This is a genomic window from Spirosoma horti (assembly GCF_054776595.1).
Genome location: NZ_BAAHBQ010000010.1, coordinates 43953 through 68801 on the forward strand (window position 1 = coordinate 43953; position 24849 = coordinate 68801).

Genomic DNA, 24849 nt, shown 5'->3' on the forward strand with positions numbered 1-24849 from the left:
TTATACTCATGAAAACGAACACGATTAAAACCGCAACCCAGCCCTGGTGGCTGATGGGCCTTCATGGTGGCTTTTATGCCGGAATGGGCCTGGTCCTGCTGATTCATCCAACAACGGCATCGTTACTCCACGCCCTGCTGCTAGGTGGCCTGCTGCTGGCCGCCGGGGTTTGCACGATGATTCTGGGCTTCCGCCGGAAACGCCACGAACAGGTCGATAGCTGGTTTATCATTTCCGGTATTCGGGACAGTATCTTCGGGGTTGCCCTGCTGGTCGAAGCTGGTCAGCCACTGGCGATGATAGTCAATATTCTGGGGCTGTGGGGCATCGTTTACGCTTTTTTGCAAGCCATCGAAGCCATTTTCTACTTCCTGGGCACCCGTTCCGACGAGAAAGAAGATTACGGCGTCGAGATCATTCATGCCATCTGCGTGCTGGTAGCCGGTGGCTTTGCCTTCTCCTTAGTGATGCGTCCCGACGGGCTGCAAACGTCCCTGGGTTTCGTAGGACTGTTTCTGCTGGTGCTGGGTGGCTTACAGGGTCTGCTGACCGATCGGTTACAAAAAGCCAGTCTCCGCTAACCGGACCATCCGTAAATCTGTTTGGTGCTTATTCGTCATTTATCCCCTGAATTACCATGACTCATGTCCTGCTATTACTCCTGCTTGGTCTGCTGGCCGGTGCCCTGAGCGGGCTGATTGGCATCGGCGGGGGTATCATCATCGTACCGGCCCTGGTGCTGCTCTTCGGCTTCTCGCAGACAACGGCGCAGGGAACGGCCCTGGCCACCTTGATTCCCCCGGTGGGGCTGCTGGCCGCGTTTGCCTACTACAAAGAGGGGGCTATCGACATTTGGGCCGCCGTCTGGATTGCCGCCGGATTTCTGATCGGCGGCTTTTTCGGAGCCAAACTCGCCACCATGATACCCGTCAAGCTAATGACCAAAGGTTTTGCGGTCCTGCTGGTTGGTATTGCCATAAAACTGTGGTTCACGAAATAAGTAAACGCACAACGATAAAAATGGAAACGCAACCTGATCTGCCCGCACCCCGCCAAACTGACTCATCGGCCGATGCGCCGGTTTGGCAACTGATTACTTGGCTCAACGCGCTGATTGGCCTGATCGCTGTGGCTATCGTCGGCCTGCTGATCGTTGTCGTTATGGTCGGACTCGGCGACACGACCGCGCCGGCCCAATCGGTTGCCTGGACCACTGGCCCGGCGGTGCAGACGGCCTCCGTAACTCCGGTTGTTTCATCGCAACCCGACGGGCAGCCCAAACCCAACTACTGGCACCCGCCCGGCGATGCCCAGTTGCCCGCCGGGGCGGCTGGCAAAGAGATCCGCTACGGGCGGGAATTAGTGGCCCACACCGCCAAATACCTCGGCCCGAACGGATCGGTGTTACACCTGTCTAACGGCATGAACTGCCAGAACTGCCACTTGGATGCGGGCACCAAAATCATGGGCAACAACTACGCGGCCGTTTTTTCGACCTATCCCAAATTTCGGGAACGGTCGGGGGGTATCGAGACGGTGGTGAAACGCATCACGGACTGTTTCGAGCGGAGCTTGAGCGGCAAAGGACCCGACAGCAGCAGCCGTGAAATGAAAGCGATGGTAGCCTACATGAAATGGCTCGGCACGGGTGTTCCCAAAGGCGATAAGCCAAAAGGGGCGGGCCTGGCGAAACTGGATTTTCTGGACCGCGCAGCCGATCCGACCAAAGGTAAGTTGCTGTATGCGGCCAAATGCCAGAGTTGCCACGGGGCGAAAGGGGAAGGCATTAAGGTGGCGGGTGACGCGCAGTACACCTACCCACCCCTGTGGGGGCCGCACAGTTACAACGACGGAGCGGGCCTGTTCCGGCTATCCAGTTTTGCGGGATACGTTAAAAACAACATGCCGTTTGGAGCCAGTTACGAAAGCCCGATGCTGACCGATGCTGAAGCCTGGGACCTGGCGGCCTTTGTCAACTCGATGCCCCGGCCCCACAAAGATCAACACAGAGACTGGCCGAAGATCGAAGCCAAACCCGTCGATTTCCCCTTTGCGCCCTATGCAGACGCATTCAGCGAAAAACAGCACAAATTCGGGCCATATCAACCCATTGCCGACGCAAAGAAAGCGGCTGACCCGCAAGCAAAATGACTAAATTCAATCTCAACCCAGTTCGTATGAAAACGCTCAAAACAATCACTATGCTGTTTGTCACCGCCCTGCTGGGCGCAACCGTACCCGCCCTGGCGCAGACCAAAGACCCGTCAGTTTTCCATGGAGCTGAAGCCACCAAAGCCCATTATAAAGCGGCCTACCAGCTCGACAGCGAAGAACCCGATAAAATTAAAGGCACCCTCCGCAACATCCAGAACGCCCTCGACGATCCCCGGCTCAAGGGTAAACTCGACCTCGAACTGGTCGTTCACGGCCCCGGCGTAGCCGCGTTCAGAAAAGACAGCGGTTATGAGGAGATGGTCAAAAAACTCCAGGACCGGGGCGTAACCCTGTCCATGTGCGAGAATACCATGCGCGAGCGTAAAATCAGCAAAGACGAACTGTTTCCGTTCCTGTCCTACGTGCCGAGCGGCAATGGCGAGTTGATTATCCGGGGGCAGGAAGGCTGGACGATCATTCACCCATAATCCAATCAACAAGACTTTCCACCGGAATTTCATCCATATTCGCTCATGAAAATCAACCCAATTCTCGCTACGATAGTGCTCATGGCCAGCCTCCTTACCGACAGTCAGGCGCAGCCAGCCCCTACTCCGAACCGTTTCGACCCACCCTGGAATACGCCCCCCACCGGTGGGGTATCCTTCACCGTACCGGGCGTCGATAATGTGCCCGACCTCTACGGCGACATCGTCAACCCGCAGTTGGTGGTGTTTATGGGCGGCAATCAGTTTATGGTACTGGACGATCTGCTGGCCGCTTTCAAAAAAGACTATCCCACCTACACCCGGATCTTTGTGGAGACGCTGCCGCCGGGTATTCTGGCCAAACAGATGGCCACCGGCTCGATCGTCATCGGCAATATGCGGATCGACCACCAGCCCGATGTGTACCTGGGCGGCAAAAAGCGGGTGCAGGAAAACCGCGACCGGCTGGTGAGCATTCAGACCTACGCCCGGAATAAATTGGCGATTATGGTGCGAAAAGGCAATCCCAAAAAGATCACCGGACTGAAAGACCTGAGTCGGGCCGACGTGAGGATAAGCATGCCTAACCCCGCCTGGGAAGGCATCGGCGGACGCATCGAGGAGGCCTACATAAAGGCCGGGGGCGACGCGCTCAAATCGGCCATCATGCAAACGAAAGTAGCCGACCACAGCACATTTCTGACCCAGATTCACCATCGCCAAACACCCATGCGGGTGCTCTACGACGAGTCGGACGCGGGGCCAGTCTGGTTTACCGAAGCGTTTTATCAGCAGAAGCTGAAGAACCCCGTCGAGCTGATTGCCATTCCCGATATTGAAAACGTGGTGGCCGAATACCAGGGGGGCGCAGTCAAAACGGCCCCGCATCCCCAGGCTGCCACCGACTTTATGACCTTCCTGACCGGGCCAACCGCGCAGGCCATCTACAAAAAATATGGCTTTCAACCGCCCATTGCCCCCTGACCGGGCCTTCAACCCGGCCTAATTTACCTGCCTGCCACCCATCATCCGTTCACCAAGTCGACTTATCATCCAAACATGACCCCAACACCACTAAGAGCGGGACTACTGGCCGGAACTGTAGCGATTACGGTCAATACACTGGCCCTGAAACTGGCGCAACCCCTGGGTATTGTGGCGGAAAGTGGCGGTTTGCTCCGGCTCGGTAGTCGCTACGCCGGACCGATAGCCAATGGGCTGGGCATCACTTACGCCTGGGCGAAGGCCGGATTACCCGGCCCGGCTACGCTTCCGTTCTGGCTGGCGTTTCACTACGCGACCGGTTTTGGTATGGTGTGGCTCTTCGTCGCGGTCCTACACGCCCGGCTGCCCGGTAGCGGGCTGGTAAAGGGCAGTTTGTTTTCGTTGCTCCCCTGGCTCATCAACGGCCTGCTGGTCTTACCCGCACTCGGCCAGGGAGTAATCGGCTGGCGCGTACTCCCCCCATCCGGTATAGCCTACTTTGCGGTGGCTAACTGGCTTTTCGGGGCCGTCCTGGGTATCCTCTACGAAAAACAACAGCGCCCGAAGGAGCTCATTTCGCCGGTTGGTAGTTAGCCCGATACCGCAACGAGACGGCACCTGCCCCTTTTAAATCCGCTTCCCGAGGATAGACGAATCGGGCAGACGATCTATCCCACGCAACCTTTTTCCAAACTATTCCGTAGTAGCTAAGTTAGCTCACAATTAACCCGTTAAGTAAAACCAATAGGATGTTCAATAGACTACTGCTGATTGGAATACTGGCCCTGCTGGCCACCGCCTGCGCCGACCACCGCGAACCGGAAAATTTTGCCCCTACCGTGCGCATTGTTTCACCCGTGGCTAATGCCCGCGTCACGCGCGGGGACGGCCGACCCGGAGCCGGCAGCTTCAACGGCAGCGGCTTTGAGATTAATGTGGAAGTGGTCACCCGCGATTCGGTCAACGTCATTACCAACGAAAGCCTCAACATTCGCAACACCGCCCTGCTGGGTAATGTCAACCCCAACATGCCGGGCCTGACGGTTCTCTTCGACACCGACCTGGTTAAACCCGACGGTGGTATCATCCCAAAAAATACCAACCTGGCGGCCCTCTTCAACATCGCCGGCACCGACGACACGCCCGGCCCGGGGGTCACCATCTGGACCGGCTGGCACGTGCTCGAATCCATTCCGGTGGGCGTCGGTCAGTTTACCATTACCGTCTCGGTCCGGGACAAAGCGGGCAAAACGGGCACCGACAAAATCACCCTCTCCGTTGCCGAAGGCAATGGAATAGCCACCAGCGGGCAGGCCCTGACGCCCCCGCCCTCGGCGACCCTCAACACCACGGGTCCGGTTGACCCGGCGGGTCCGGTTGTCACCCTGCTGGCTCCCCGCGATCCGTCTAGTGTGTCCACTGGCCCCAAAACCTCGCCCACGCCACCCACCAATGCCTCGCTGTTTTTCATTCAGGTGTCCGCACTCGACATCAGCCGAGCGGGTATTGGGGTCAATGAAAATGGGGAGGGCCGCGACGACGCCACCCGGGGTACGATCGTCGACCCTACCCAGTCATCCAAAGGGCCCAACCGCTACGTAACGGGACTGAACGTGACCTTCGACGTGCCCCTGCTGCAACCCAACGGCAACATCATCGTGGCCGGGGGTAACTTAGCCCCTGTGTTCAACATTGCGGGCAGCGAACTCGACCCCACGGGCTACGTGCGGACGACCTTCGGCTGGGTGGTGGGCGGCTCGCTGCTGATGCCCGTGGGCAAAACATCGGTGACCATTACGGCCCGCGTGACCGACAATGCGGGGAAGACGGGGAGTGCTACCCGCGTGGTGCAGATCAGCCCGGTGGTGAACGGGCAGGCCCTGACCCCTAATTCATAATGAACTGATTGATCCATCACAGCACCACATGGGTTACCAACCCAAGGCGTTCGGTGTTGTGATGGATTAACCGCGCTGAATCAGCCATATACAGCAATCACACTCAACGAAAACAGATCATGAAAATTCCAGTACTACTAATGGCGGTTGGCCTGAGCGTATTGACCGCCTGCCAGGATCACATGCTGACACCGGTCACCACGCCGGATGCGGGTCCGGTGGGCGTGACGGGCCAGGACCGGGTCTACACCGCCGACCAGAGTTCCAACACAGTATCGGTGTTTGATCCCTCGACTGACAAACTCCTGGGGGTCATTCGCTTTGGCATCGCCCGCCCCAACGACTTTAGCCCACTCTACGACCGGGAGGCCAACGTGCACGGCCTGGGCATCTCTCCGGATAACCGCACCTTAGGCGTCGTTTCTACGCTGACGAACTCGGTCAGTTTTGTGGATTTGACGACCAACAAAATCAAGGGGAAAGTGTACGTGGGCCGCAACCCGCACGAGGGTTTTTTCACGCCCGACGGTAAGCAGTTCTGGCTAACGGTGCGGGGGGAGGACTACGTGTCCGTTATCGACGTGGAGAAGTTGCAGGAGGTTCGACGCATCGAGACGGCCAAAGGGCCGGGCATGGTCGTGTTCCGGCCCGACGGTAAGGTGGCTTTCGTCAACCACTCGTTCACCGCCGAACTGGACGTAGTCGACACCAAAACTTACCAGGTTATCAAACGTATTCCAACCGTAACGCCCTTTTCGCCCAATATCGCGGCCACCTTCGACGGGCAGCAGGTTTGGTTCACCCACAAGGATGAGGGCAAAGTAAGCGTGGTGAATGCCCAGACCTACGAAACCGAAGGCGTCATCGACACCGGACCGGGCACCAACCACGTCAACTTCGCGGGGGCGGAGGGCGGCTCGCGCTACAGCGGCAGTGCCGCCGGGGCGTTTGCCTACGTGACGGTGGGCGGGGAAAACGTGGTGAAAGTCTACAGCCGCAGCCGTCAGTTGGTGGCCACGATTCCGGTCGGCCCGAATCCCCACGGGATATGGCCCTCGGGCGACGGCAGTAAACTGTACGTAGGGCTGGAGAACGGCGACGCGGTTGATGTCATTGATACGAAGACCAACACCAAAATTCGGCAGATACCGGGCGGGCAGGCCCCGCAGGCACTGGTGTATGCCGTCCGGGCGATACCCGACGGATCGACCGGGCTAGCCAATCTGGAGGCTTTCGTACCAACCACACCGGTAAACGTGCGGCTGACGCCCAACGGGACGCCACCCGTTCCGGGCGTCGGGGGCGGGGCTACCGTGCGCACCATCGGGGGGATCGACGAGCTGGTTCTGGCCCTCAAAAAGCTGACGCCCGACACAGCATACACGCTCTACCTGTCCGACCAGAAAAGCATGGCGGTCAACCCCGAAGCGGTGGTAGCGTTTAAAACGGATGACAAAGGCGCGGTGGAAATCAATGCGTACTACCAGATTAAACTGCGACTGGCGGGGCGGTTCTTGGTGGTGCTGCAGGGCGATAAAAATCCGGCCGGTGCCGTGGTTCTGAGTACGCCCTGATGGTTATTGAAAAGGTGAGTTAACCCCGACACTTTAAAACACCTTCTTCCCGGTTTGGCTAATCCATTTTTAGCCGTTCACTCCTATCGTTCTATGCTCGATTTTCGCCTGAATGTCTTTTACACGGTGGCCAAACGGCTCAGTTTCACCAAAGCAGCCGCCGACCTATTCGTGACCCAGCCCGCCATTACCAAACACATTCAGGAACTCGAAAGCCAGTTTGGCACGGCCCTTTTCGACCGGCGGGGTAACCAGGTTAGTCTTACTAGGGCCGGTCAGGTGCTGTTTCGCCACGCTGAAGGAATCATTGCGATTTACCAGCAGGCCGAATTCGACATGAATACACTCAAGGGCCGGGTAGGCGGACAGCTGCGGCTGGGGGCCAGTTCGACCATTGCCCAGTACGTCATTCCGGCGGTACTGGCCCGCTTTCAGGAGCACACGCCCGAGGTGAAGCTATCCCTGCTCAGCGGCAACACCGAACAGATCGAACAGGCCCTGCTGGGCAACGACATCGATCTGGGCTTAGTGGAAGGCCGCACCCACCACAGCGATGTTCGCTATACGCCCTTTGTCAAAGACGAACTGGTACTGGTTTGCCGGGACGACCACCCGTTGGCCGGGCGGGATGAGCTGACGCTGGATGAGTTGAAAACCATTCCGCTGGTGCTGCGCGAACGCGGTTCTGGCTCACTCGAAGTAGTCGAACACGCCCTGCGAAAGGCGGGGCTGCGCCTGACCGACCTCACCGTCGGTATGCAGCTGGGCAGCACCGAAGGAATCAAATCGTATCTGGGCAGTTCAAAGAGCATGGCCTTTGTGTCCATTTTTGCGGTGCAGGATGAACTCAAATCGGGTGCGTTGCGAGTGCTGGATGTGGCCGGTTTAGCGATACAGCGCGATTTTTACGCCATTCAGTTGCAAGGGGTAAGCGAGGGGCTGGCCGATACGTTTATGCGCTTTACGAGGCATCACTATAACCGAAAGTAATCACCTATGAGCAGGGATGATTGGCCCCGCACCCAGCGGCCGGGTACCTTTGATCCATCAATAAAGTAACCGGTTATGAATCCGACAACAACGCCCCGCACTCCTTTCCTCAAGCATATTGACACCCTGCGTTCGCATACCTTCACCACCCGCGAACTCATTTTTGGGACCGCGCTGGTGCTTTGCCTGACTCCGATTATGTCGTCCCCACTGGCCTTGTTGCTGGGATTGCTGATGGCGCAGTTTGTCGGCCATCCATTCCTACACCTTAATCATAAGGCCACGCACTGGCTGTTACAGGCATCGGTGGTCGGGCTGGGCTTCGGCATGAACGTACATAGTGCAGTGCAGGCGGGGAAAGAAGGCGTACTGTTTACGGTCGTGTCCATCGCCGGGACGCTGACGGTGGGTATTCTGTTGGGTAAATGGCTGAAGATCGACCGGGTAACGGCCCACCTCATTGCAGCTGGTACGGCCATCTGCGGAGGGAGCGCCATTGCCGCCCTTTCGCCCGTGATGAAGGCCGAAGAAAAGCAACTGTCCGTCTCCCTCGGTACCATTTTTATCCTGAACTCCGTCGCGCTGATCGTCTTTCCGCTCATTGGCCAATGGCTGCACCTGACTCCATCGCAGTTTGGGTTGTGGTGCGCGCTGGCCATTCACGATACCAGCTCGGTGGTGGGCGCGGCCGCTAAGTTTGGCCCCGAGGCCCTGCAATTGGCCACCACTGTGAAACTGGCCCGTGCCCTCTGGATCATTCCGGTTGCTCTCGGCACGGCGGCTCTGTTTCGGACGGGAAACGGTAAAATCAGCATTCCCTATTTCATTGGCCTGTTTATCCTGGCCATGATCGCTCACACGTATCTACCCGCTATTGAGCCACTTGCCGGGATACTGGTCAAACTGGCACACATTGGCCTGACGCTGACGCTGTTTCTGATTGGGGCCGGGCTATCGGGTAAGGTTATCCGCGCGGTGGGCTGGAAACCCATGGTGCAGGGCGTCGTTTTATGGATACTGATCTCTACAGTATCGCTCTATGCTATCCTGCACGTATAGTTCAATTAACTAAACAAAATCACCTTTACTGACATTTTTGATCCCATGAAAAACGACGCAGCCAATTTCTTCGACAGGCGGGGTTTCCTGAAAGCCGGTTCGCTCACGACCCTGACCGCCCTGCTGGGCACCAACATCGTCTTTGCCGACCGGCTCCCTAAACAGTACCTGCCGGTAGCGTTTGACATTGACCCATTGGCGACTAAAAACAAGAACTTAGTCGTGCTGAACGACAAGCCCTGGAACGTGGAAACCCCGGCTTACCTGCTCGACGATGCCGTGACACCCGCCGACAAGATGTTTATCCGCAACAACGGCCTGATTCCTGAAAACATCGACGTAGCCAACTGGATACTGACCATCAACGGCGAATCGGTAAATGCCCCAAAAACATACACCCTTAATGACCTTAAAACCAAATTCAAGCCCTACACCTACCAACTGGTGGTCGAGTGTGGCGGCAATGGCCGGGCGGGTTTCTTCCCCAAAACGGCGGGTAATCAGTGGGCTGAAGGCGGGGTAAGCTGCGCCGAATGGACCGGTATCCGGCTCAAAGATTTGCTGGCCGATGTCGGTTTGAAAGACAACGCCGTGTATATCGGCTACTACGGTAAAGACCTGCACCTAAGCCGCGACCCGAAACAGCCGGTCATCTCGCGGGGTGTTCCCATCGCCAAAGCCCTCGAAGACGAAACGATCATTGCCTGGGCCATGAACGGGGAGGCTATTCCGCTGGTCCATGGCTACCCGCTAAGGCTGGTCATTGGCGGCTGGCCCGCGTCGGTGTCGGGGAAGTGGCTGCACACGATTGCCATTCGCGATAAAGTCCACGACGGGGCCAAAATGACGGGTAAAAGTTACCGCATCCCTATTCATCCGGTGGTGCCGGGTGTCGATCCGCCGGAGGGCGACTTCAAAATCATCGAGTCGATGCCGGTGAAGTCAGTCATTACCTCGCCTAAAACGGGGCTGGAACTGCCAATAGGCCAAACACTATCGTTACGCGGTCATGCCTGGGCGGGCGACCGCACGGTGAAGGACCTACACGTCTCAATCGATTTTGGTCAGACCTGGCAGAAAGCGGACTTGAAAGCCCCAAAAAACCGGCTGGCCTGGCAACACTGGACCGCCGAGGTACAAATGCCCATTCAGGGGTATTACGAGGTCTGGGCGCGGGCCACCGACGAGGTGGGCGTGGCGCAGCCGATGGTGATGCCCCAATGGAACCCCGAAGGCTACATCAACAATGCCTGTCACCGGATTGCCGTGAAGGTTGTTTAGGAAAGAACAGAACGAACAGGAACAAAAAAATGATGAACGAGAAACAGAGATTGACCAAGTACAGATGGTTGGTGAGCAGCCTGTGTGTCTGGCTGTTATGCGCCTGGGTCGCCCAGCAGCCGGTTCCCGCCAAAAAGGCGCCCGTGAAGGCAGCAACCTCACCGGCAGCGCACCGTTCGGCGACGACGAAAAAAGTGATAAAAGGTACGCCCGTCGCAACAATACCAGGGGCGACTACGACGATCAACGCGGATGGGGTTCATGTCGATACCGAGTCGGGGCTGACTCTGGACGAAACCATGCCCCTTGTGAAGGGGCAATGCACGGTCTGCCATTCAAGTAAGCTGATTCTGCAAAGCCATTTCGACCAGGAAAAATGGATTGAGCGTATTCGCTGGATGCAGCGTACTCAGAAGCTGTGGGATTTGGGGGATACGGAAAAGCCTATTCTGGCTTATCTGGCCAAATACTATGGCCCCATCAAAACGCCGTTTGATGGTCGTCGGTTGCCGCTCGAAGCGCCAAAATGGCATAAGGACACCGGGCAGTAAATGAAGTGATTATCGGCTTATAGTAAAACTCCATTTTCCTCAGGCAAAAAATAACTCATTTATCCTTTGTCAGGCCTCTGGTACAAGTTACGTCGCGTTTTCTCTACGCAACTTACCTATTTGTATCCGTACAGACTCCCCTCCTACTCAACCGGCCATTTTCGACCAATAAAAGGGTAGTTGATGTTATTTAATGAACTCGTAATTTTGGTATAAATGAATGGGTTGCAGCAATGTGAACTACCGCTAAACGCATCCACAAAAACGTCGGTTTCATTTTTGGACAAGACAATCAACTGTTTTGCCTAAAAAAGTCTTCCGTAGATTTAGAAATAGGAAGTACTTGATTGCTACTTGATAACGGTGCAAAAAAATATAAATTTAATGGCTGTTTAAACTTCATTCGCTGTCTATTCGGGTAAGAATATGCTTCATTTGGGCAATCTCTCGCTCCTGAGCCTTGATAATATCCTGAGCTAACTTTTTCACTTCCGGGTCCTTTAGATCGGCATTTTTACTAACCAGAATAGCAATTGAATGGTGAGGGATCATGGACTGCATAAACCGTTTATCGTCAATAAATACCTGATGGCGGACACAAAACAAGGCCGCAACAAACAAGGCAACACTCCCGCCAATAATGAACATATTAGTACGCTGATCCTGGTACATCGAGCGCATAAACAGTAACATGACCACGGCCATTACCGTAATCATCAGGGTGGTCATGTAAAGACGATTTGTACTTAAATAGAGGTGATCAACCTTTTCCGTATTCAAATACATCGTCAAATGCATAACCACAAACGATACTGCGAGCATCAGAAAGAATTTTCTGTAATGCCCCTTTTTCATATTGTCATGATTCATATTCTGGGATTCCATAGCGTTTTCAACGGTTAAAGACCATTGATGAAGAAACGTCAGCCAGGTTAAAACTGTTTTTAAAAGGCATTTGGCCGCAGTAGTTCGGCTTGGAGAAAGCTGACGGCTATCCGATTCTGAAAATAAGCAATCCCGCACCGCTGAGCGCGGTTCCCTCGCAACGGTGGACCGTGCAGGGACCAGCGACTGAACCGGCCATGGCAGTTATCAGTTTATCTCATCCTAGAATAAGTTAAGACCTCTTCTAGGTCACACGGCCCGCGCAATCTTCTCAAGTACTTGATGACTATCACCAAATCGGCATAGTGCATCGCAATGGGTGCGTAATTCCGACATCAGAATGTAGCGGATTGGGGTATTTGTCTGTCGAATGGAAGGACGGGTTAACTGCATCTCGACCTCTCTCCGGCGACTGTCGGGAACCACTAGGTACAACGTCGTGGCATGATCAGGTAACGAGCAGGTCAGGTCGGTCAGCCGTAGAATGCCGGAGTAGATCGATGTACTTTTTTCAACCTCGAAAGCGCAGATAATACGCCCTGTTGCTTTCTCTAACCATACGATATCAATCAGACTAATGGTTTGAGCCGTTTCCGGCGAGACGGGTAAGGCGGGCAGGTTTGGTAGACTCAGAAATGAAAACAAATGGCCATTGTATTGCCGGGAAATGTCATTCCGGGCGGTTACAACATCGTAACCCAATGCGCGTCCAATCGTCAACAGATGGTACTGCATTTCACTATGCGTTTGTTCTTCCCGTTGTTCATCAACAACTGCTTTATGCCGTTTTGATAATTGCTTTTCCAGTTTATCGCGTTCAATAAGGGGCTGATCGGATAAGCCCGGTACTAATACGTTTCCCGCTCCAATCTCAAACAATAATCCTGACAAAGCGCCCAAATCGTTTGATAAAACGTGCCGATATTCGGTATTCACCGATAGCATCTTTTCCCGAATGGCCAAATATTCGGGCCAGGAACCGAGCTTACGCCGTTCGTTGAAGAGCCGGTTATAGCCGTTGATAATCGCGGTATTGAAAGGCGGTACCCAAGTCGGATGCAGGAAATAAAGAATACTGGCAACGGCTGGTCCCAAGCCCTTAATTTTATAGGCATTAAGCCGGGTAATCTCATTCGTAATCGTTTCCGGTTTAGTCGCCTTCAGGCAGCATTCCAGGAACTGTCCAAAATACCGCTTGTGGTCCTGATTCTCATAAATGTCCGGGATACGTAGCTTCGGCTTCCAATAAAAAGGATGAGAAGCCCCCTCAAACACCTGCTTTTGTTCAGTAATGCAGTTTAGTACGAACTCTAACGAACTACCTTTAAAATCGTTGGGAAAAGAGCCATCCTTGATGTCACTGATGACCTGAAGGACGCCACGTCGAATTGATCGAAACGCTTTTAAACGGTCTTCGTTGTGCAGAAACCAGCTTTAGTACGTCAGATCAGAATTTTGTTTGTAATCTTCGATTAAGTGGGTTAAGGTATCTGTGGGCATAGATTAATGAGTTGGCAGTCAACTAAAAAGCTAAGTTGCTTAAAAGGAGCCTTAATCCCAACCGAGGAATCTAAAATTCTGTAACTCCACCGGGGAATCTTGTAAAAACCGAGCCTGTCCTCAAATAGTTAGTTGATTAAGTTGTTACGTTTTACTCAATTATATGAAAAATAATCTTTTAGGCCGTTTGGCCCTGATCGCTTTGCTGGCAATAGTCAGTACCGCCTGCAACAAAAATAATGACGGCATTACCCCACAAACGCATGACGCGAATGTGTATCAACAAATCATGCATGCGAATATGACGCAGATGAACGCCATGAAGATGACGGGTGACCCGGACCATGATTTTGCTATGATGATGTCGATGCACCACCAGGGGGCTATCGATATGGCCAATGAAGTGCTCAAAAGTGGGAATGATCCGATGATTAAGACAATGGCGCAAAATGTAGTATCCTCACAGACGAGTGAAAAGTCTCAGTTTACTCAGTTTCTCAGCAGTCATCAGGCAGTCGCTTCGGATGCAGGCAAGACATTTGATGCAATGGCTATGCAAGGCATGGATAAAATGATGAAAGCCCAGGATACCCGGTTCCTTTCCGGCAATTCTGATGTTGATTTCACCGCCTTAATGATCGACCACCATCAGAGCGCATTAGATATGGCTCAAATGGAATTGAATTACGGTAAGGTGGATTCTATGAAGCAGATGGCTCAGAAAATAATCGAGGAGCAGAAAACTGAGATTAGCCAATTTCAAGACTGGCTGATCAAGAACAAACCCTATTGAAAACAGCTAACGCTGATGTCATATTTGTGAAATAAGATAACAAAATAAGTATGAAAAAGAACAGACTTATGTTAGCTTTTACCCTAGTAACTATGCTGATGGTTCAGCCTATTCTGGCCCAGCAATCGACTAGTAATGCCATGATGAAATCAATGATGTCAGGCATGAACAAAATGATGGGTATGAAAATGACGGGAGACCCTGATCATGACTTTGCGATGATGCTCAAGATGCACCACCAATCAGCCGTCGATATGTCAGACCTGGAAATCAAGCAGGGAAAGAACGCTCAGGTAAAGGCAATGGCGACCAAGATCAAAGCCAGCAATCAGAAAGAGATTAAGGAATTGGATCAGTTTCTGAGCAGCCACAAACCCATGTCGTCTTCGTCAAAATTGGGACAAACCGGCATGGAAATTATGCACGGCGGCAAGCACTCGATGAATGGCAACGTGGACCATGACTATGCCAGTATGATGGCCCAGCACCATCAACAAGGTATTGATATGGCCCGTGCGTTCTTGAAAGAAGGTAAAACCTCATCAATGAAGACGCTAGCGAATAAAGTCATTAGTGAGCAAACCAAAGAGTTGGCTGATCTCAAGAAACAGGAAACCAGTTTGAAAGGGTAGGCTATTCTCCTCAATTGGTACGCTCAGCCTGATTAGTACAGGCTGGGCATTTTTGAATTTGATGATTATGTTTCCAAGTGGCTTTTGAAACGCCTATCGTTTGCTTATTTCAGGTTGTGTTGCATACCGCCCATGCCCTTAATGCCCCGCATCATGTTCATGACCATCACCCGGGTAAAGTGTAAGAGTGGTACAATACTTTCACCTGGAGCTATAAATACTTGTCTTAAAGCTATTTACAGTCAAGATTTTGGAGCTATCAAACCTGAATTACTCAAAACGTATACTGCTCCGGCAGCCACCGTGGCGCGGCCCGGTTCCTTTCAGAAAACTCGATAAATGAGCAGGTTTCGTGAAAACGCTCCGGCGTCCCGGTTGATTACGCGAACGGCAATATGAAACGTTTGTAGGGATCGAAAATATGAAATAATTTCATTTTCTATCCCTTTCAATTAATCGACCGTTAAAATGAAATTTTAGCCGTAACATATTGACTTATAATAGTTTAAGTGCTGTAGAATATATATTGTACCAGTTATTCTTTATACCCGGGTTATGGGCGATTCCTAATGGGTTGCCCGTGGTTGTAGGGATCGAATTGTAGAGACATACGACAGAGCATTGAATTTGGGGTAGATAATCCCGTAAATAATTGGCTAAGGCAGGTTAGTAGGGGGCGCCGTTTCACGGAACTAACTAGACTGCCGGTACGCCTATCAATCTATTTACGAAGATACAGCGTACATATAGCATTAAACGCTTGCGCTTGGTCATCATCTTGACAAACCAATATGGTTGGTTTCACTGCCTCTAGCAATATCCTTTGCTAGAGTCCATAAACGTTTCTTTTATGAATATGCACATCCCTCCCGTGGCCTTGACAGTACTATTGGCCCTGAGCTTATCCTTTTCCGCTTGTAAAAAGAGTGATGAAAATCCGGTTGTTGCTTCTACAACAACGCGTCTGACGACTAGCCTGAATGGTGCTAATGAAAAACCATCTTCCACGACCTCTCCGGCTACGGGTACGTTTGTTGGCGACTTAAACACGACGACCCGGATCCTTAGTTACACGGTCACCTACCAGGGTTTTCCCACCACCGATCCACCAACGGCAGGCCACCTGCATCGGGTCACCAATGCGGATGGTACCGGCCCAGTTGACATAAATTTCCCCAGTCCTTTACCAGCTTCACCCTTTATGGCGGTAACGGGTGTATTGGCGCAAAGCAAAGTAGATTCTCTTTTAGGAGGCAAGTACTACGCCAATATGCATACTAAGGTTTATCCCGGTGGAGCGATCTGGGGCGATGTCAGAAAGTAATAAAGCTGTACCGTTTTTGGCCTTACACTAGCTGCTTATTAAGTCCTATAAGGCCAATTACTTATGTTTAGGAATGGATAAATTCTCGAATTACTTACTATACAATCGGTAAGCGCCTGGTACCTGAGCCTGACTGGAAAGTCAGGCTCATTATTTCATAATGGAATTGGTAGGTAGTGCCTATTCTTTTAATGTATGAAAATCACTAAATATATCCACTCCTGCCTATTACTGGAAAAGGACGGGCAACAGCTCCTGTTCGATCCCGGCAAATTTTCCTTTATCGAGGGGTTGGTAAAACCCGAAACCTTCCGACACGTAGCGCAGGTGATCATTACCCATGACCATCCTGACCACCTGGACGTCGATATCCTCAAGCAGATTGTAAACCTGAGTGGTGCCCAGGTATTTTCGACGCAGGAAGTGGCCGATAAACTCCACCCGCAGGCAATACCTGTGCGGGTTATTGAGGAAGGAACCCTTCAACTCGGTCCGTTTACCCTACAAGCGATTCCGGTCCCTCATGAGCCCGTTTTGGACGATCACTTACCTAAGATGTTTGCCTTTATAATTGACAATCAGGTACTCAATCCAGCGGACTCGTTCTCGCCTATTTTGCTGAATTATAAGGGGATCGAGTTGCTGGTGCTGCCCGTCATGGCTCCGTTTCTGACCGAGCTCATGGTGGCCGATTTTGCTAAACAGATGCAACCGAAACAGATCCTGCCCGTTCACGATGGGTATGCCAAATCGTTCTTTCTCCAGCAGCGGTATGAAACATACGGGCCTTACGTTGAGAAATTAGGTATTCAGTTTCATTACCTGACCGAACCAGGACAGGCCGTTATACTATAGATCCCTAAAACCGCCGTCGTGAAACATAAACGGCCCTATTACTGCGGCAGTTTCTCCCGGAAGTAGCCATACAGCCACGTTCCCGCTAGGGCACTCAGCAGCGTAACGGCCACAAGGACATACCCACTGCCAATCTGAGCGAATAAGGGGCCTGGACAGGCACCGGTAATGGCCCAGCCCAAGCCAAAAATAAGCCCGCCATAGATCTGGCCTTTGTGAAAGACTTTAGGCGCAATATGAACCGGCTCGCCAGTCATCGTTTTGATACCGAATCGCTTAATGAGTTGTACAGATAGGAGCCCTACCACGACGGCACTGCCGATAACCCCGTACATATGAAACGAATCAAGCCGGAACATTTCCTGAATCCGGAACCAGGAAATGATTTCGGCTTTGACGAAGACAATGCCAAACAGCAGACCGACAATCAGGTACTTTAGATTGGCAAGCCCCGTTTCGGGTTTAGTTTTTGCCCCGGGCACTTCGTGGAGCAACCCTACCCCCGACTATTTTTTGGGTGCCCGCAGTACGTGGGAAATCGACATCTGGGGTAAACTTCACAACCGAAAAAAGCAGCTTATCTGCGACTACTCGCTTCTGAAAAGGGCCGTCATGCCGTTATAACTGCCTTAGTAGCAGAAATTGCCCGGCACTACTACGCGCTACTGGCCCTGGATGGTGAGCTGGAAATCCTTCAGAAAAACGTCGAGTATCAGCAGAATGCGCTGGCCCTGGTCCGCATCCAGAAAGAAGCGGGCCGGGTAACTGAACTGGCCGTTCAACAGTTCTCCGCCCAACTCCTGAATACCCGAAGCAGACAGGGTCAGGTTCGCCAGCAGATTGTCGAGAATGAGAATCAGTTGAACCGATTACTGGGTCGCTATCCGCAACCAATTGCGCGTGGCAACTCCCTTCAAGCTCGTGAACTACCCGGCCAGGTGCTGACGGGTATTCCTGCGCAAATGCTGGTTCGTAGACCCGACATCCGGCAAGCTGAACTTGATCTGCAAGCTGCTAATATTGACATTGATGTAGCCCGTGCCGAATTTCTGCCCAGTCTGAACCTGACGGCATACGTAGGACTGAACGCCTTCCGAACGGGCGTGCTGTTCAACCCGGCTTCCATTGCTGCGGGTTTGCTGGGTGGTTTGTCGGCACCCATCCTGAACCAGCGTTTTGTGAAAGCCAATTACCAGCAGTCGGTAGCGCAAAGCCGGGAATCTTTGTATCGCTATCAACAGAGCATCCTGACGGGTTTCAGTGAGGTAACCACCAGTTTGCGGGGTGTCGAGAATCACCGGTCGGTTGCTGATCTTCAGGCGCAGGAAGTAGCCGTTTTAGAGCAGGCCGTCTCGACATCGAACGATTTGTTTCGGGGTGGCTATGCGTCCTATCTGGAAGTAATCACCGCGCAACGGAGCGTGCTGGAAGCGGAACTGGCCCTGATTACCACCAAACAGTCTCAATTCTTAGCCCTGACAGATTTATACCGGGCATTGGGTGGCGGATGGGAATAGGGGATCGATTCGATAATCTTTTGGGATTGGATTATACATACCGTTCATAATCCGCCCATTCGTCAATATCGTTCAGTTCATCGAGTCGGACGAAGGTCAGGTTATGTTGCAAAACAGCCAGTTCCGTGAGCTGGCAAAGCTCCGGTTGACTCCAGGGCATATCCCGAAATAAAAACGGGCGAGGCCGATTCATCCCCAGTAAATAATATCCCCCATCGGTAGCCGGTCCAATCACTACGTCTACCGTATCGAGTACGTCAATTGCGCGGCTGATTTGATCGGGGGTAATGTCAAGACAGTCGCTGCCAATGATGATGACCTTTTTGGCGCCGGATGCAAACTGCTCCTGAAAGGCATTCAGCATCCGCTCACCCAGATCAATGCCTGTTTGCTGCTGTTTAGGATACCCGTTCCAGCCATCATCCGGGTTGATAAAATCACCGTAGTAAACGACGCACCCGGTTGCAAAGCCTTTGACAAGTTGTTGAGTATAGGCCAGCAGGTGCCTATACACCTCAACCGCTCTGGCATCTCCCACGGTGCGGGCAATCCGGGTTTTCACCTGACCCGGAATCGGATTTTTGACAAAGACAATAAGGCGGTTGGCGGTCATATTCCTGGTTAATAAATGCGTGGGGTTCAAACAGCGACTACCCGCCAAACGGTTAACTTGCAGAAAAAGTTAGGCCAACTACTCGATTTATCATGCTTGAACAAATTCAACAGGCAACCCAGTTTATTCAGTCAAAAACACAACGAACACCCCGGATTGGGATTATTCTGGGCACCGGCCTCGGCGCTCTGGCCAAAGAACTCATTATTGAAACAACGCTCTCCTACGAGACGATTCCACACTTTCCCCTATCGACGGTTGAGTTCCATTCGGGTAAGTTACTTCTGGGAACCCTGGAAGGCAAGCCGGTTGTGGTGATGCAGGGACGCTTTCATTATTATGAGGGTTATTCCATGCAGCAGGTCACCTTTCCGGTTCGGGTAATGCACGCGCTGGGCGTTCGAACATTGCTCGTGTCGAATGCCGCCGGGGGTATGAATCCGGATTTCCAAACGACCGATTTGATGGTCATCGAAGACCACATTAGCCTGCTGCTGCCCCAAAATCCACTGGTAGGCCCAAATCCGCCCGAATTCGGGGATCGGTTTCCGGATATGAGCGAACCCTACAGCAAATCCCTGATCGATCTGGCGTTTATACTCGCGGCCAACCTAGGGATTCCCCTCAAACGGGGTGTCTACGTCAGTGTTACGGGGCCGCAACTCGAAACAAGGGCCGAGTATCGAATGCTGCGCCAATGGGGAGCCGACGCCGTGGGCATGTCGACCGTACCGGAAGTTATTGTGGCCAATCAGATGGGGATGGCCGTTTTCGGTGCCTCGGTCATTACGGATATGTGTTTCCCCGATACGCTGGAAAAAGCCGACATCACCAAAATCATTGCGGCTGCGGGTACTGCCGAACCGAAGCTGACGGCCCTCATGAAAGCCCTGGTTGGTCAACTAAATGATTGATGCTCCGTAGTTGGTCCAGGCTGACGGTCAAAGGAAGGTGAATTGGTGGCAATAGAAGGCCATCCTTCAGCCGAATACACGATTCGATCCATGCACATTTTTCGCAAAAAAAAGTTAGTACCCGTAATGTAGCGATCAGTTGTATCAACGGCATGATAGATCAGCCAGTCAACGCCCGCTGCGTCTGGTAGTACACAAGCCTGGCCCGGTGAATCCCAGTGCTCATTGGGTTTCAGGATACTATGCGGTTCCGGAATGGGGGCAAAATCCCGGACTGGGTTCGTCGACCAGTATACACTGACCGCATAGCCATTCGTCGCCCACGTATTGTCGCCGGATATCCACAAAAAATACCGATCCCAGGCCGAAACATAGGTCACAAAAGCGCCTTCCCGTAAGGTTTCAAACGGAACGCCGGGCCGGGGCCAAAGTACGTCTGTAGGTGAGCCGATAAACGTTCGACCATCGGCGGCCAATTCAATGGCCCGGATGGGTTCATGCGCCGAACCGTAATATAGATAATGTCGACCCGTTTTGGGGTCCGCAAAAAAGCAGGGATCAATCATGGCATAGGAGCCGTTTGAGTCTGAGAGCGGTACGCCTATATCGACAAAGTTATCGGGCGTATCGGACAGGGCTAAAGCCAGGTGCATACCATCTTTAGCATCCGACTCGGCGGCATAATATAAGCGGTACTGGCCATTGACATAAACGACCTGCGGACACCAGAAACGCTCACACTTTCGCGCCCAGACTGGCTTAGCGACCAACGCTCCGGTTGGCTCCGACCAGTGAATTAAATCCGGCGAACGACGAAGCAGAATGTTGGCTTGAGTGGGCGAAAACTGGTCGTGGGTTGCATAGGCGTAGTAACCCTTCTGGTGGACGAAAAGTACCGACGGGTCCGGAAAATCGGTAGATACCAGTGGATTCTGATACGAAGTCTGCTCCATGTTCGAATTAGATTTAAAGGCAGCAAGCTGGACTAGTCTATGGATTCCATAACGAAACAAAAAATCAGGAAAATGGGCTTAATCTCCTCTTAATCCTCTTTGGTAAACACTCCCGGCGAGAATAGGTTAAGGGATTACTAAACGGCATCCAGATCCATTGGTTGTGCGCCAGTTTTCCCTAGTATGGTCAGTCAATTTATGTTTGCCACGGGCATCGAAAATAGCAATCCGACGATTCAAGGAGGTAGCTTTCGTCAGGATGAATTAGCGAAATGTGGTCATTATCAGCACTGGCGAACGGACTTTGACCTGGTCGAGCAACTGGGCATTCACTTTCTGCGCTACGGCCCCCCTATCCATACCACCTTTCTGGGCGAAGGGAAATACGACTGGTCTTTTGCCGATGAAACGTTTGGTGAATTACGCAAACGCGACATCGTACCCATTGTGGACCTGTGTCATTTTGGCGTACCCGATTGGATTGGCAATTTCCAGAATCCCGATTTTCCAACTCTTTTTGCTGAATATGCCCACGCTTTCGCGAAGCGGTTTCCATGGGTTCAACTCTATACCCCCGTCAATGAAATGTATGTCTGCGCCGAGTTTTCGGCCCTGTATGGCTGGTGGAATGAGCAGCTACGGAGTGATGTCGCTTTTGTGAATGCCCTGAAGCATATTGTCAAAGCAAACGTACTGGCCATGAGTGCCATTCTGGAAGTAAGACCCAATGCCCTGTTTATCCAGAGTGAATCGTCGGAGTATTTCCATGCCGAAAATCCGGCGGCTATCAAACCCGCCGAGATCCTGAATGCCAAACGCTTTCTGTCGCTCGATCTCAATTATGGCCGCCGGGTCGATTCGGAGATGTACGAATACCTGATGGACAACGGTATGAGCCGCGATGAGTATCACTTCTTTATGGGTCATAACCTGAAGCAGTATTGCATTATGGGCAATGATTATTATCAGACCAATGAGCACCGGGTATCGGCCGACGGTAGCACCCGAGGCTCGGGTGAAATATTTGGCTATCACGTCATTACGACCCAGTACCACGACCGATATAGACTACCGGTTATGCATACCGAAACCAATCTATGGCAGGGACCGAACGGCGACGAAGCGGTGAACTGGCTCTGGAAGGAATGGGCCAACGTATTACGGGTTCGGAATGATGGCGTACCGATGGTAGGCTTTACCTGGTATTCGCTCACCGATCAGGTTGACTGGGATTCGGAGCTGCGTGAAAACAACGGCACCGTCAATCCGCTGGGCCTGTGCGACCTCAACCGACAGATTCGTCCCGTAGGCCAGGCCTATAAACAGCTTATTGATGATTGGCGGCAAGTACTACCGGCCCAGAGCGTCTGTCTGGAGGTGCCGATTATCATGCCTAGTGAGAGTGAACAACCCTGGGCTTACCAGAAGCAGAACGATGCCAAAGAGGCTCGTCAGAATGTGACCAATACCGTTTCAAAAAACAACCAAGCCGACGCGTAAAGACGATGAGATTTCAGGATAAAGTAGCGATTGTTACGGGCGGTGCCAGCGGTATTGGTCTGGCAATCGCCAAACGGCTGGCTTCGGAGGGAGCCCGGTTGGTGTTGGCCGATCTAAACGAAGACAACCTCAATAAAGCGTTGCCCGACGTAAAAGCAGCCGGTGCGCCCGATGTTTGGGGTAGTGTTTGCAACGTCGCCATTGAAGCCCAGGTAGAAGCTACCGTACAGGGAGCGCTGACGCGTTTTGGCAGACTGGATGTGATTGTCAACAATGCCGGACTTATGCAATTCAAGGCGCTGGAAGAATTGACCGGTGAGGACTGGCTGCGCATCCTGAATGTCGATTTGCTGGGTGCGTTTTACTTCACCAAACAGGCATTCCTGCATATGAAGCCCGGCGGCACGGTTGTGAATGTGGCCAGTATTCATGCTATTGAAACAGAACCCCTGGTGGCTCCCTACGCAGCGGCTAAAGCTGCGGTACTCTCGCTGACGCGTTCCTCAGCGCTGGAAGGAAAACCCAAAGGTCTGCGGATCAATGCGGTTCTGCCCGGTGCCATTGACACGCCAATGTTGTGGAGCAATCCAAATGTAAAATCAGGAGTGGAAAAAATTGACCGGGCAGACGTCGGCAAACCAGAGGACGTAGCGGCTACAATTGCATATCTGGCATCGGACGATGCCGCATTTGTGCAGGGAGCTGAAGTTCGTGTAGATGGTGGGCGGCTTGATCGGCTGTGAGGGCAAGCCCCATTACTTTCGCTGCCGAGCATTAGTGTGACTCCTTCCAGCCATGTCTAACTTTTCGACTGCCGGGCCGATTCATGGCTCGATACCCAGTCCAGTGAGGAAATAGCTGCGGCCAGCGACAGTTCACCAGCCGCCACGACACCCGCTACAATTTCAGCGAATTTATACACCTGACCTGTACCCGAACATCCCAGTATATTCAGGCATTCCTGCTGGGTCGGCAGACCCGTACCCCCGCCAACGGTTCCGACAATGAGGGAAGGCAACGTAATGGAGCCGTATAAATCGCCGTTGGGCAATAGCTCTGACGTCGTAATGGCCGCCGAGGATTCTGCCAGGCAGGCAACATCCTGACCCGTGGCAATGAATAAAGCCGCCAGACCATTGACCGAATGAAGGCCGTTATTATTGGTTCCGGCCATAAACGCACCGACGTTCCCGATACGGGCGTGCCGGTCGAGTTGTTCTGGTTCAACTTGCAATTCACGGAGTAGCAAATCTTTGGGAATAGTTACCTCGGCCGTTACGCGCTTGCCCCGCGTTTGAAGGGTGTTCACAAACGAGGGTTTCTTATCGGTGGCCATATTGGATTCCAGGTAAAAATGCTCAACACCCGCTACCTGTTGCAGCAGGTAATTACAAGCCGCCAGCGTTGCTTTACTGACCATATTCTGGCCTGCGGCATCGCCTGTTGTGTAGCCAAACCGCAGAAAGAGCATCCGTCCCGCCTGATAGGGCGTAATGTAACGTAGCCTGGCGAAACGCGACGTAGATTCCGCTTCTGAACGTAGTTCCGGCTCATGGTCGGCTACCCAGCGAGACAGATCACGGGCGGCTCGGGCATCATGCATCACAAAGACCGGCGCCCGTTGCATACCCTCGTCCAGCACCGTACAGGTAACGCCACCGCATTGGTTGAGTAGTTTTATGCCCCGATTGTAGGAAGCCACCAATGTACCCTCAGTCGTGGCCAACGGAATTAAAAAATCGCCCTGAGCGTGTTCGCCGTTAATGCGCAGGGGGCCTACCAAACCGATAGGCACCTGAGCAACGCCAACGAATTGCTCGCAATTGCCCCGGACAAGCGCCGGATCAAAGGGAACAGTGGTGAGGTAGTTGGGTAACGTTTGGGTATACTGGCGAAGAAAATCCTGTCGTTCCCGGATAATTTCCGGCGACATATCATCGACCGGATGGCGCGGGATAGTGGCGTTTTTTTGCACTCCTGCGCCTTGATGTTGAGCCTGATCCACCTGTAACTCATCCTCAATCATAATCGTTAACCTACCAAATGGCTGCGACTGTAAAATCAACTCAATGGTATGACGACCAGTTATCAACGGTGCAGCAGTTGCCTGAACCGTTACCTTCCGGCGAAGAGGGAATTTGAGTGGATTTTTGGTGGATATAGCACTAACCCTGATGGCTTCCTGCCCATCCAGTTCCAGGGTAAAGGCATCGACTGGGTAGGCTTCTCCGTCAATACGAACCTGCGTCAGACCCGTAAACTGGGCATCGGCCAGCCGATTTTTCAGCGAAAAGGTAAAACCAGTCGGTGTATTTCGTAGGCTACTGCGGGTATATAGCTGCTTTAACAGCACATTGGGTATAAAGCGAAACATAGTTGTCTTC

Annotated in this window: 24 protein-coding genes and 2 pseudogenes; 20 read left to right on the forward strand and 6 right to left on the reverse strand. The window is 52.7% G+C overall.

Annotated elements, in window-relative coordinates; all coding sequences use genetic code 11:
- Window positions 1-8: 8 nt before the first annotated feature.
- The 12 genes from ACYVAM_RS27130 to ACYVAM_RS27185 all read left to right on the forward strand — a co-directional run bounded on the left by ACYVAM_RS27130 (window position 9) and on the right by ACYVAM_RS27185 (window position 10979).
- Window positions 9-581 carry a DUF308 domain-containing protein gene (locus ACYVAM_RS27130; protein WP_018619836.1) on the forward strand — a complete coding sequence of 191 codons (573 nt, stop codon included), beginning with the start codon at window positions 9-11 and terminating at the stop codon, window positions 579-581.
- Between the two features lie 56 nt (window positions 582-637).
- A complete protein-coding gene (locus ACYVAM_RS27135) occupies window positions 638-1000 on the forward strand; it encodes a sulfite exporter TauE/SafE family protein (protein ID WP_018619835.1) in 363 nt (120 codons plus the stop codon).
- A gap of 20 nt (window positions 1001-1020) precedes the next feature.
- Entirely contained in the window at window positions 1021-2151 is a 1131-nt protein-coding gene (locus ACYVAM_RS27140; protein ID WP_100991975.1) for a c-type cytochrome, read from the forward strand.
- Between the two features lie 26 nt (window positions 2152-2177).
- Window positions 2178-2642: a DsrE family protein gene (locus ACYVAM_RS27145; RefSeq protein WP_026260770.1), complete on the forward strand. Its 465-nt coding sequence runs from the start codon at window positions 2178-2180 to the stop codon at window positions 2640-2642.
- 45 nt (window positions 2643-2687) lie between these two features.
- A complete protein-coding gene (locus tag ACYVAM_RS27150; protein ID WP_018619832.1) occupies window positions 2688-3626 on the forward strand; it encodes a molybdate ABC transporter substrate-binding protein in 939 nt (312 codons plus the stop codon).
- A 75-nt stretch (window positions 3627-3701) separates the two neighbouring features.
- Complete coding sequence (locus tag ACYVAM_RS27155) at window positions 3702-4220, forward strand: hypothetical protein (protein ID WP_018619831.1); 519 nt, start codon at window positions 3702-3704, stop codon at window positions 4218-4220.
- Window positions 4221-4375: 155 nt separating this feature from the next.
- Complete coding sequence (locus ACYVAM_RS27160; RefSeq protein WP_018619830.1) at window positions 4376-5524, forward strand: hypothetical protein; 1149 nt, start codon at window positions 4376-4378, stop codon at window positions 5522-5524.
- 119 nt (window positions 5525-5643) lie between these two features.
- Window positions 5644-7098 carry a YncE family protein gene (locus ACYVAM_RS27165; protein WP_018619829.1) on the forward strand — a complete coding sequence of 485 codons (1455 nt, stop codon included), beginning with the start codon at window positions 5644-5646 and terminating at the stop codon, window positions 7096-7098.
- Window positions 7099-7191: 93 nt separating this feature from the next.
- Window positions 7192-8088, forward strand: coding sequence for a LysR family transcriptional regulator (locus ACYVAM_RS27170; RefSeq protein ID WP_100991977.1), 897 nt, complete (start codon window positions 7192-7194; stop codon window positions 8086-8088).
- Between the two features lie 75 nt (window positions 8089-8163).
- Window positions 8164-9147 (forward strand): YeiH family protein, encoded by a 984-nt coding sequence (locus ACYVAM_RS27175; RefSeq protein ID WP_100991978.1) that lies wholly within the window; start codon window positions 8164-8166, stop codon window positions 9145-9147.
- A 45-nt stretch (window positions 9148-9192) separates the two neighbouring features.
- Window positions 9193-10428 carry a sulfite oxidase gene (locus ACYVAM_RS27180; protein ID WP_100991979.1) on the forward strand — a complete coding sequence of 412 codons (1236 nt, stop codon included), beginning with the start codon at window positions 9193-9195 and terminating at the stop codon, window positions 10426-10428.
- Between the two features lie 29 nt (window positions 10429-10457).
- Entirely contained in the window at window positions 10458-10979 is a 522-nt protein-coding gene (locus ACYVAM_RS27185; protein ID WP_240625504.1) for a hypothetical protein, read from the forward strand.
- A gap of 399 nt (window positions 10980-11378) precedes the next feature.
- Here the strand turns inward: ACYVAM_RS27185 and ACYVAM_RS27190 are convergent, their stop codons facing one another.
- Together ACYVAM_RS27190 and ACYVAM_RS27195 are read right to left on the reverse strand one after the other, a co-directional pair.
- Window positions 11379-11864: a DUF305 domain-containing protein gene (locus tag ACYVAM_RS27190; protein ID WP_240625505.1), complete on the reverse strand. Its 486-nt coding sequence runs from the start codon at window positions 11862-11864 to the stop codon at window positions 11379-11381.
- 249 nt (window positions 11865-12113) lie between these two features.
- Window positions 12114-13364 (reverse strand): annotated as a pseudogene (locus ACYVAM_RS27195) (hypothetical protein).
- Window positions 13365-13527: 163 nt separating this feature from the next.
- On the opposite strand from ACYVAM_RS27195, the gene ACYVAM_RS27200 reads away from it, so the two are divergent.
- The 4 genes from ACYVAM_RS27200 (at window position 13528) to ACYVAM_RS27215 (ending at window position 16968) form a co-directional block, all read left to right on the forward strand.
- Entirely contained in the window at window positions 13528-14157 is a 630-nt protein-coding gene (locus ACYVAM_RS27200) for a DUF305 domain-containing protein (RefSeq protein WP_100991980.1), read from the forward strand.
- 50 nt (window positions 14158-14207) lie between these two features.
- Window positions 14208-14789, forward strand: coding sequence for a DUF305 domain-containing protein (locus tag ACYVAM_RS27205; protein ID WP_100991981.1), 582 nt, complete (start codon window positions 14208-14210; stop codon window positions 14787-14789).
- Window positions 14790-15639: 850 nt separating this feature from the next.
- Window positions 15640-16113: a CHRD domain-containing protein gene (locus ACYVAM_RS27210; RefSeq protein ID WP_317046657.1), complete on the forward strand. Its 474-nt coding sequence runs from the start codon at window positions 15640-15642 to the stop codon at window positions 16111-16113.
- A gap of 195 nt (window positions 16114-16308) precedes the next feature.
- Window positions 16309-16968 (forward strand): MBL fold metallo-hydrolase, encoded by a 660-nt coding sequence (locus ACYVAM_RS27215; protein ID WP_100991982.1) that lies wholly within the window; start codon window positions 16309-16311, stop codon window positions 16966-16968.
- A 38-nt stretch (window positions 16969-17006) separates the two neighbouring features.
- Here the strand turns inward: ACYVAM_RS27215 and ACYVAM_RS27220 are convergent, their stop codons facing one another.
- Window positions 17007-17462: a DUF6691 family protein gene (locus ACYVAM_RS27220; protein WP_100991983.1), complete on the reverse strand. Its 456-nt coding sequence runs from the start codon at window positions 17460-17462 to the stop codon at window positions 17007-17009.
- Between ACYVAM_RS27220 and ACYVAM_RS27225 the strand changes: the two are divergent.
- Window positions 17461-18485: pseudogene (locus tag ACYVAM_RS27225) on the forward strand (TolC family protein); the annotation flags it as partial. The gene ACYVAM_RS27220 and the pseudogene ACYVAM_RS27225 sit on opposite strands and share 2 nt — an antisense overlap.
- A 31-nt stretch (window positions 18486-18516) precedes the next feature.
- Here ACYVAM_RS27225 and ACYVAM_RS27230 read toward each other — a convergent pair.
- Window positions 18517-19098, reverse strand: coding sequence for a TIGR04282 family arsenosugar biosynthesis glycosyltransferase (locus ACYVAM_RS27230; protein ID WP_100991984.1), 582 nt, complete (start codon window positions 19096-19098; stop codon window positions 18517-18519).
- A gap of 92 nt (window positions 19099-19190) precedes the next feature.
- On the opposite strand from ACYVAM_RS27230, the gene ACYVAM_RS27235 reads away from it, so the two are divergent.
- Window positions 19191-20012 (forward strand): purine-nucleoside phosphorylase, encoded by an 822-nt coding sequence (locus tag ACYVAM_RS27235; protein WP_100991985.1) that lies wholly within the window; start codon window positions 19191-19193, stop codon window positions 20010-20012.
- Here ACYVAM_RS27235 and ACYVAM_RS27240 read toward each other — a convergent pair.
- On the reverse strand, window positions 19997-20965 hold the full coding sequence (locus tag ACYVAM_RS27240; protein ID WP_100991986.1) for a glycoside hydrolase family 43 protein: 969 nt from the start codon (window positions 20963-20965) through the stop codon (window positions 19997-19999). The two genes, ACYVAM_RS27235 and ACYVAM_RS27240, sit on opposite strands and share 16 nt — an antisense overlap.
- Window positions 20966-21148: 183 nt before the next feature.
- Between ACYVAM_RS27240 and ACYVAM_RS27245 the strand changes: the two genes are divergently transcribed.
- Both ACYVAM_RS27245 and ACYVAM_RS27250 read left to right on the forward strand, forming a co-directional pair.
- A complete protein-coding gene (locus tag ACYVAM_RS27245; protein WP_461073023.1) occupies window positions 21149-22465 on the forward strand; it encodes a family 1 glycosylhydrolase in 1317 nt (438 codons plus the stop codon).
- Window positions 22466-22470: 5 nt separating this feature from the next.
- Window positions 22471-23208, forward strand: a complete 738-nt coding sequence (locus ACYVAM_RS27250; protein ID WP_100991988.1) for an SDR family NAD(P)-dependent oxidoreductase — start codon at window positions 22471-22473, stop codon at window positions 23206-23208.
- 56 nt (window positions 23209-23264) lie between these two features.
- Here the strand turns inward: ACYVAM_RS27250 and ACYVAM_RS27255 are convergent, their stop codons facing one another.
- Window positions 23265-24839 carry a hydroxymethylglutaryl-CoA reductase gene (locus ACYVAM_RS27255; protein ID WP_100991989.1) on the reverse strand — a complete coding sequence of 525 codons (1575 nt, stop codon included), beginning with the start codon at window positions 24837-24839 and terminating at the stop codon, window positions 23265-23267.
- Window positions 24840-24849: the final 10 nt, after the last annotated feature.

Coding starts and splice junctions, on each gene's coding strand:
- ACYVAM_RS27150 (WP_018619832.1), top strand. CDS start 2,688: ATGAAAATCAACCCAATTCTCGCTACGATAGTGCTCATGGCCAGCCTC.
- ACYVAM_RS27180 (WP_100991979.1), top strand. CDS start 9,193: ATGAAAAACGACGCAGCCAATTTCTTCGACAGGCGGGGTTTCCTGAAA.
- ACYVAM_RS27235 (WP_100991985.1), top strand. CDS start 19,191: ATGCTTGAACAAATTCAACAGGCAACCCAGTTTATTCAGTCAAAAACA.
- ACYVAM_RS27200 (WP_100991980.1), top strand. CDS start 13,528: ATGAAAAATAATCTTTTAGGCCGTTTGGCCCTGATCGCTTTGCTGGCA.
- ACYVAM_RS27255 (WP_100991989.1), bottom strand. CDS start 24,839: ATGTTTCGCTTTATACCCAATGTGCTGTTAAAGCAGCTATATACCCGC.
- ACYVAM_RS27210 (WP_317046657.1), top strand. CDS start 15,640: ATGAATATGCACATCCCTCCCGTGGCCTTGACAGTACTATTGGCCCTG.
- ACYVAM_RS27165 (WP_018619829.1), top strand. CDS start 5,644: ATGAAAATTCCAGTACTACTAATGGCGGTTGGCCTGAGCGTATTGACC.
- ACYVAM_RS27160 (WP_018619830.1), top strand. CDS start 4,376: ATGTTCAATAGACTACTGCTGATTGGAATACTGGCCCTGCTGGCCACC.
- ACYVAM_RS27175 (WP_100991978.1), top strand. CDS start 8,164: ATGAATCCGACAACAACGCCCCGCACTCCTTTCCTCAAGCATATTGAC.
- ACYVAM_RS27230 (WP_100991984.1), bottom strand. CDS start 19,098: ATGACCGCCAACCGCCTTATTGTCTTTGTCAAAAATCCGATTCCGGGT.
- ACYVAM_RS27130 (WP_018619836.1), top strand. CDS start 9: ATGAAAACGAACACGATTAAAACCGCAACCCAGCCCTGGTGGCTGATG.
- ACYVAM_RS27185 (WP_240625504.1), top strand. CDS start 10,458: ATGATGAACGAGAAACAGAGATTGACCAAGTACAGATGGTTGGTGAGC.
- ACYVAM_RS27190 (WP_240625505.1), bottom strand. CDS start 11,864: ATGGAATCCCAGAATATGAATCATGACAATATGAAAAAGGGGCATTAC.
- ACYVAM_RS27240 (WP_100991986.1), bottom strand. CDS start 20,965: ATGGAGCAGACTTCGTATCAGAATCCACTGGTATCTACCGATTTTCCG.
- ACYVAM_RS27135 (WP_018619835.1), top strand. CDS start 638: ATGACTCATGTCCTGCTATTACTCCTGCTTGGTCTGCTGGCCGGTGCC.
- ACYVAM_RS27155 (WP_018619831.1), top strand. CDS start 3,702: ATGACCCCAACACCACTAAGAGCGGGACTACTGGCCGGAACTGTAGCG.
- ACYVAM_RS27245 (WP_461073023.1), top strand. CDS start 21,149: ATGGTCAGTCAATTTATGTTTGCCACGGGCATCGAAAATAGCAATCCG.
- ACYVAM_RS27170 (WP_100991977.1), top strand. CDS start 7,192: ATGCTCGATTTTCGCCTGAATGTCTTTTACACGGTGGCCAAACGGCTC.
- ACYVAM_RS27140 (WP_100991975.1), top strand. CDS start 1,021: ATGGAAACGCAACCTGATCTGCCCGCACCCCGCCAAACTGACTCATCG.
- ACYVAM_RS27205 (WP_100991981.1), top strand. CDS start 14,208: ATGAAAAAGAACAGACTTATGTTAGCTTTTACCCTAGTAACTATGCTG.
- ACYVAM_RS27250 (WP_100991988.1), top strand. CDS start 22,471: ATGAGATTTCAGGATAAAGTAGCGATTGTTACGGGCGGTGCCAGCGGT.
- ACYVAM_RS27215 (WP_100991982.1), top strand. CDS start 16,309: ATGAAAATCACTAAATATATCCACTCCTGCCTATTACTGGAAAAGGAC.
- ACYVAM_RS27145 (WP_026260770.1), top strand. CDS start 2,178: ATGAAAACGCTCAAAACAATCACTATGCTGTTTGTCACCGCCCTGCTG.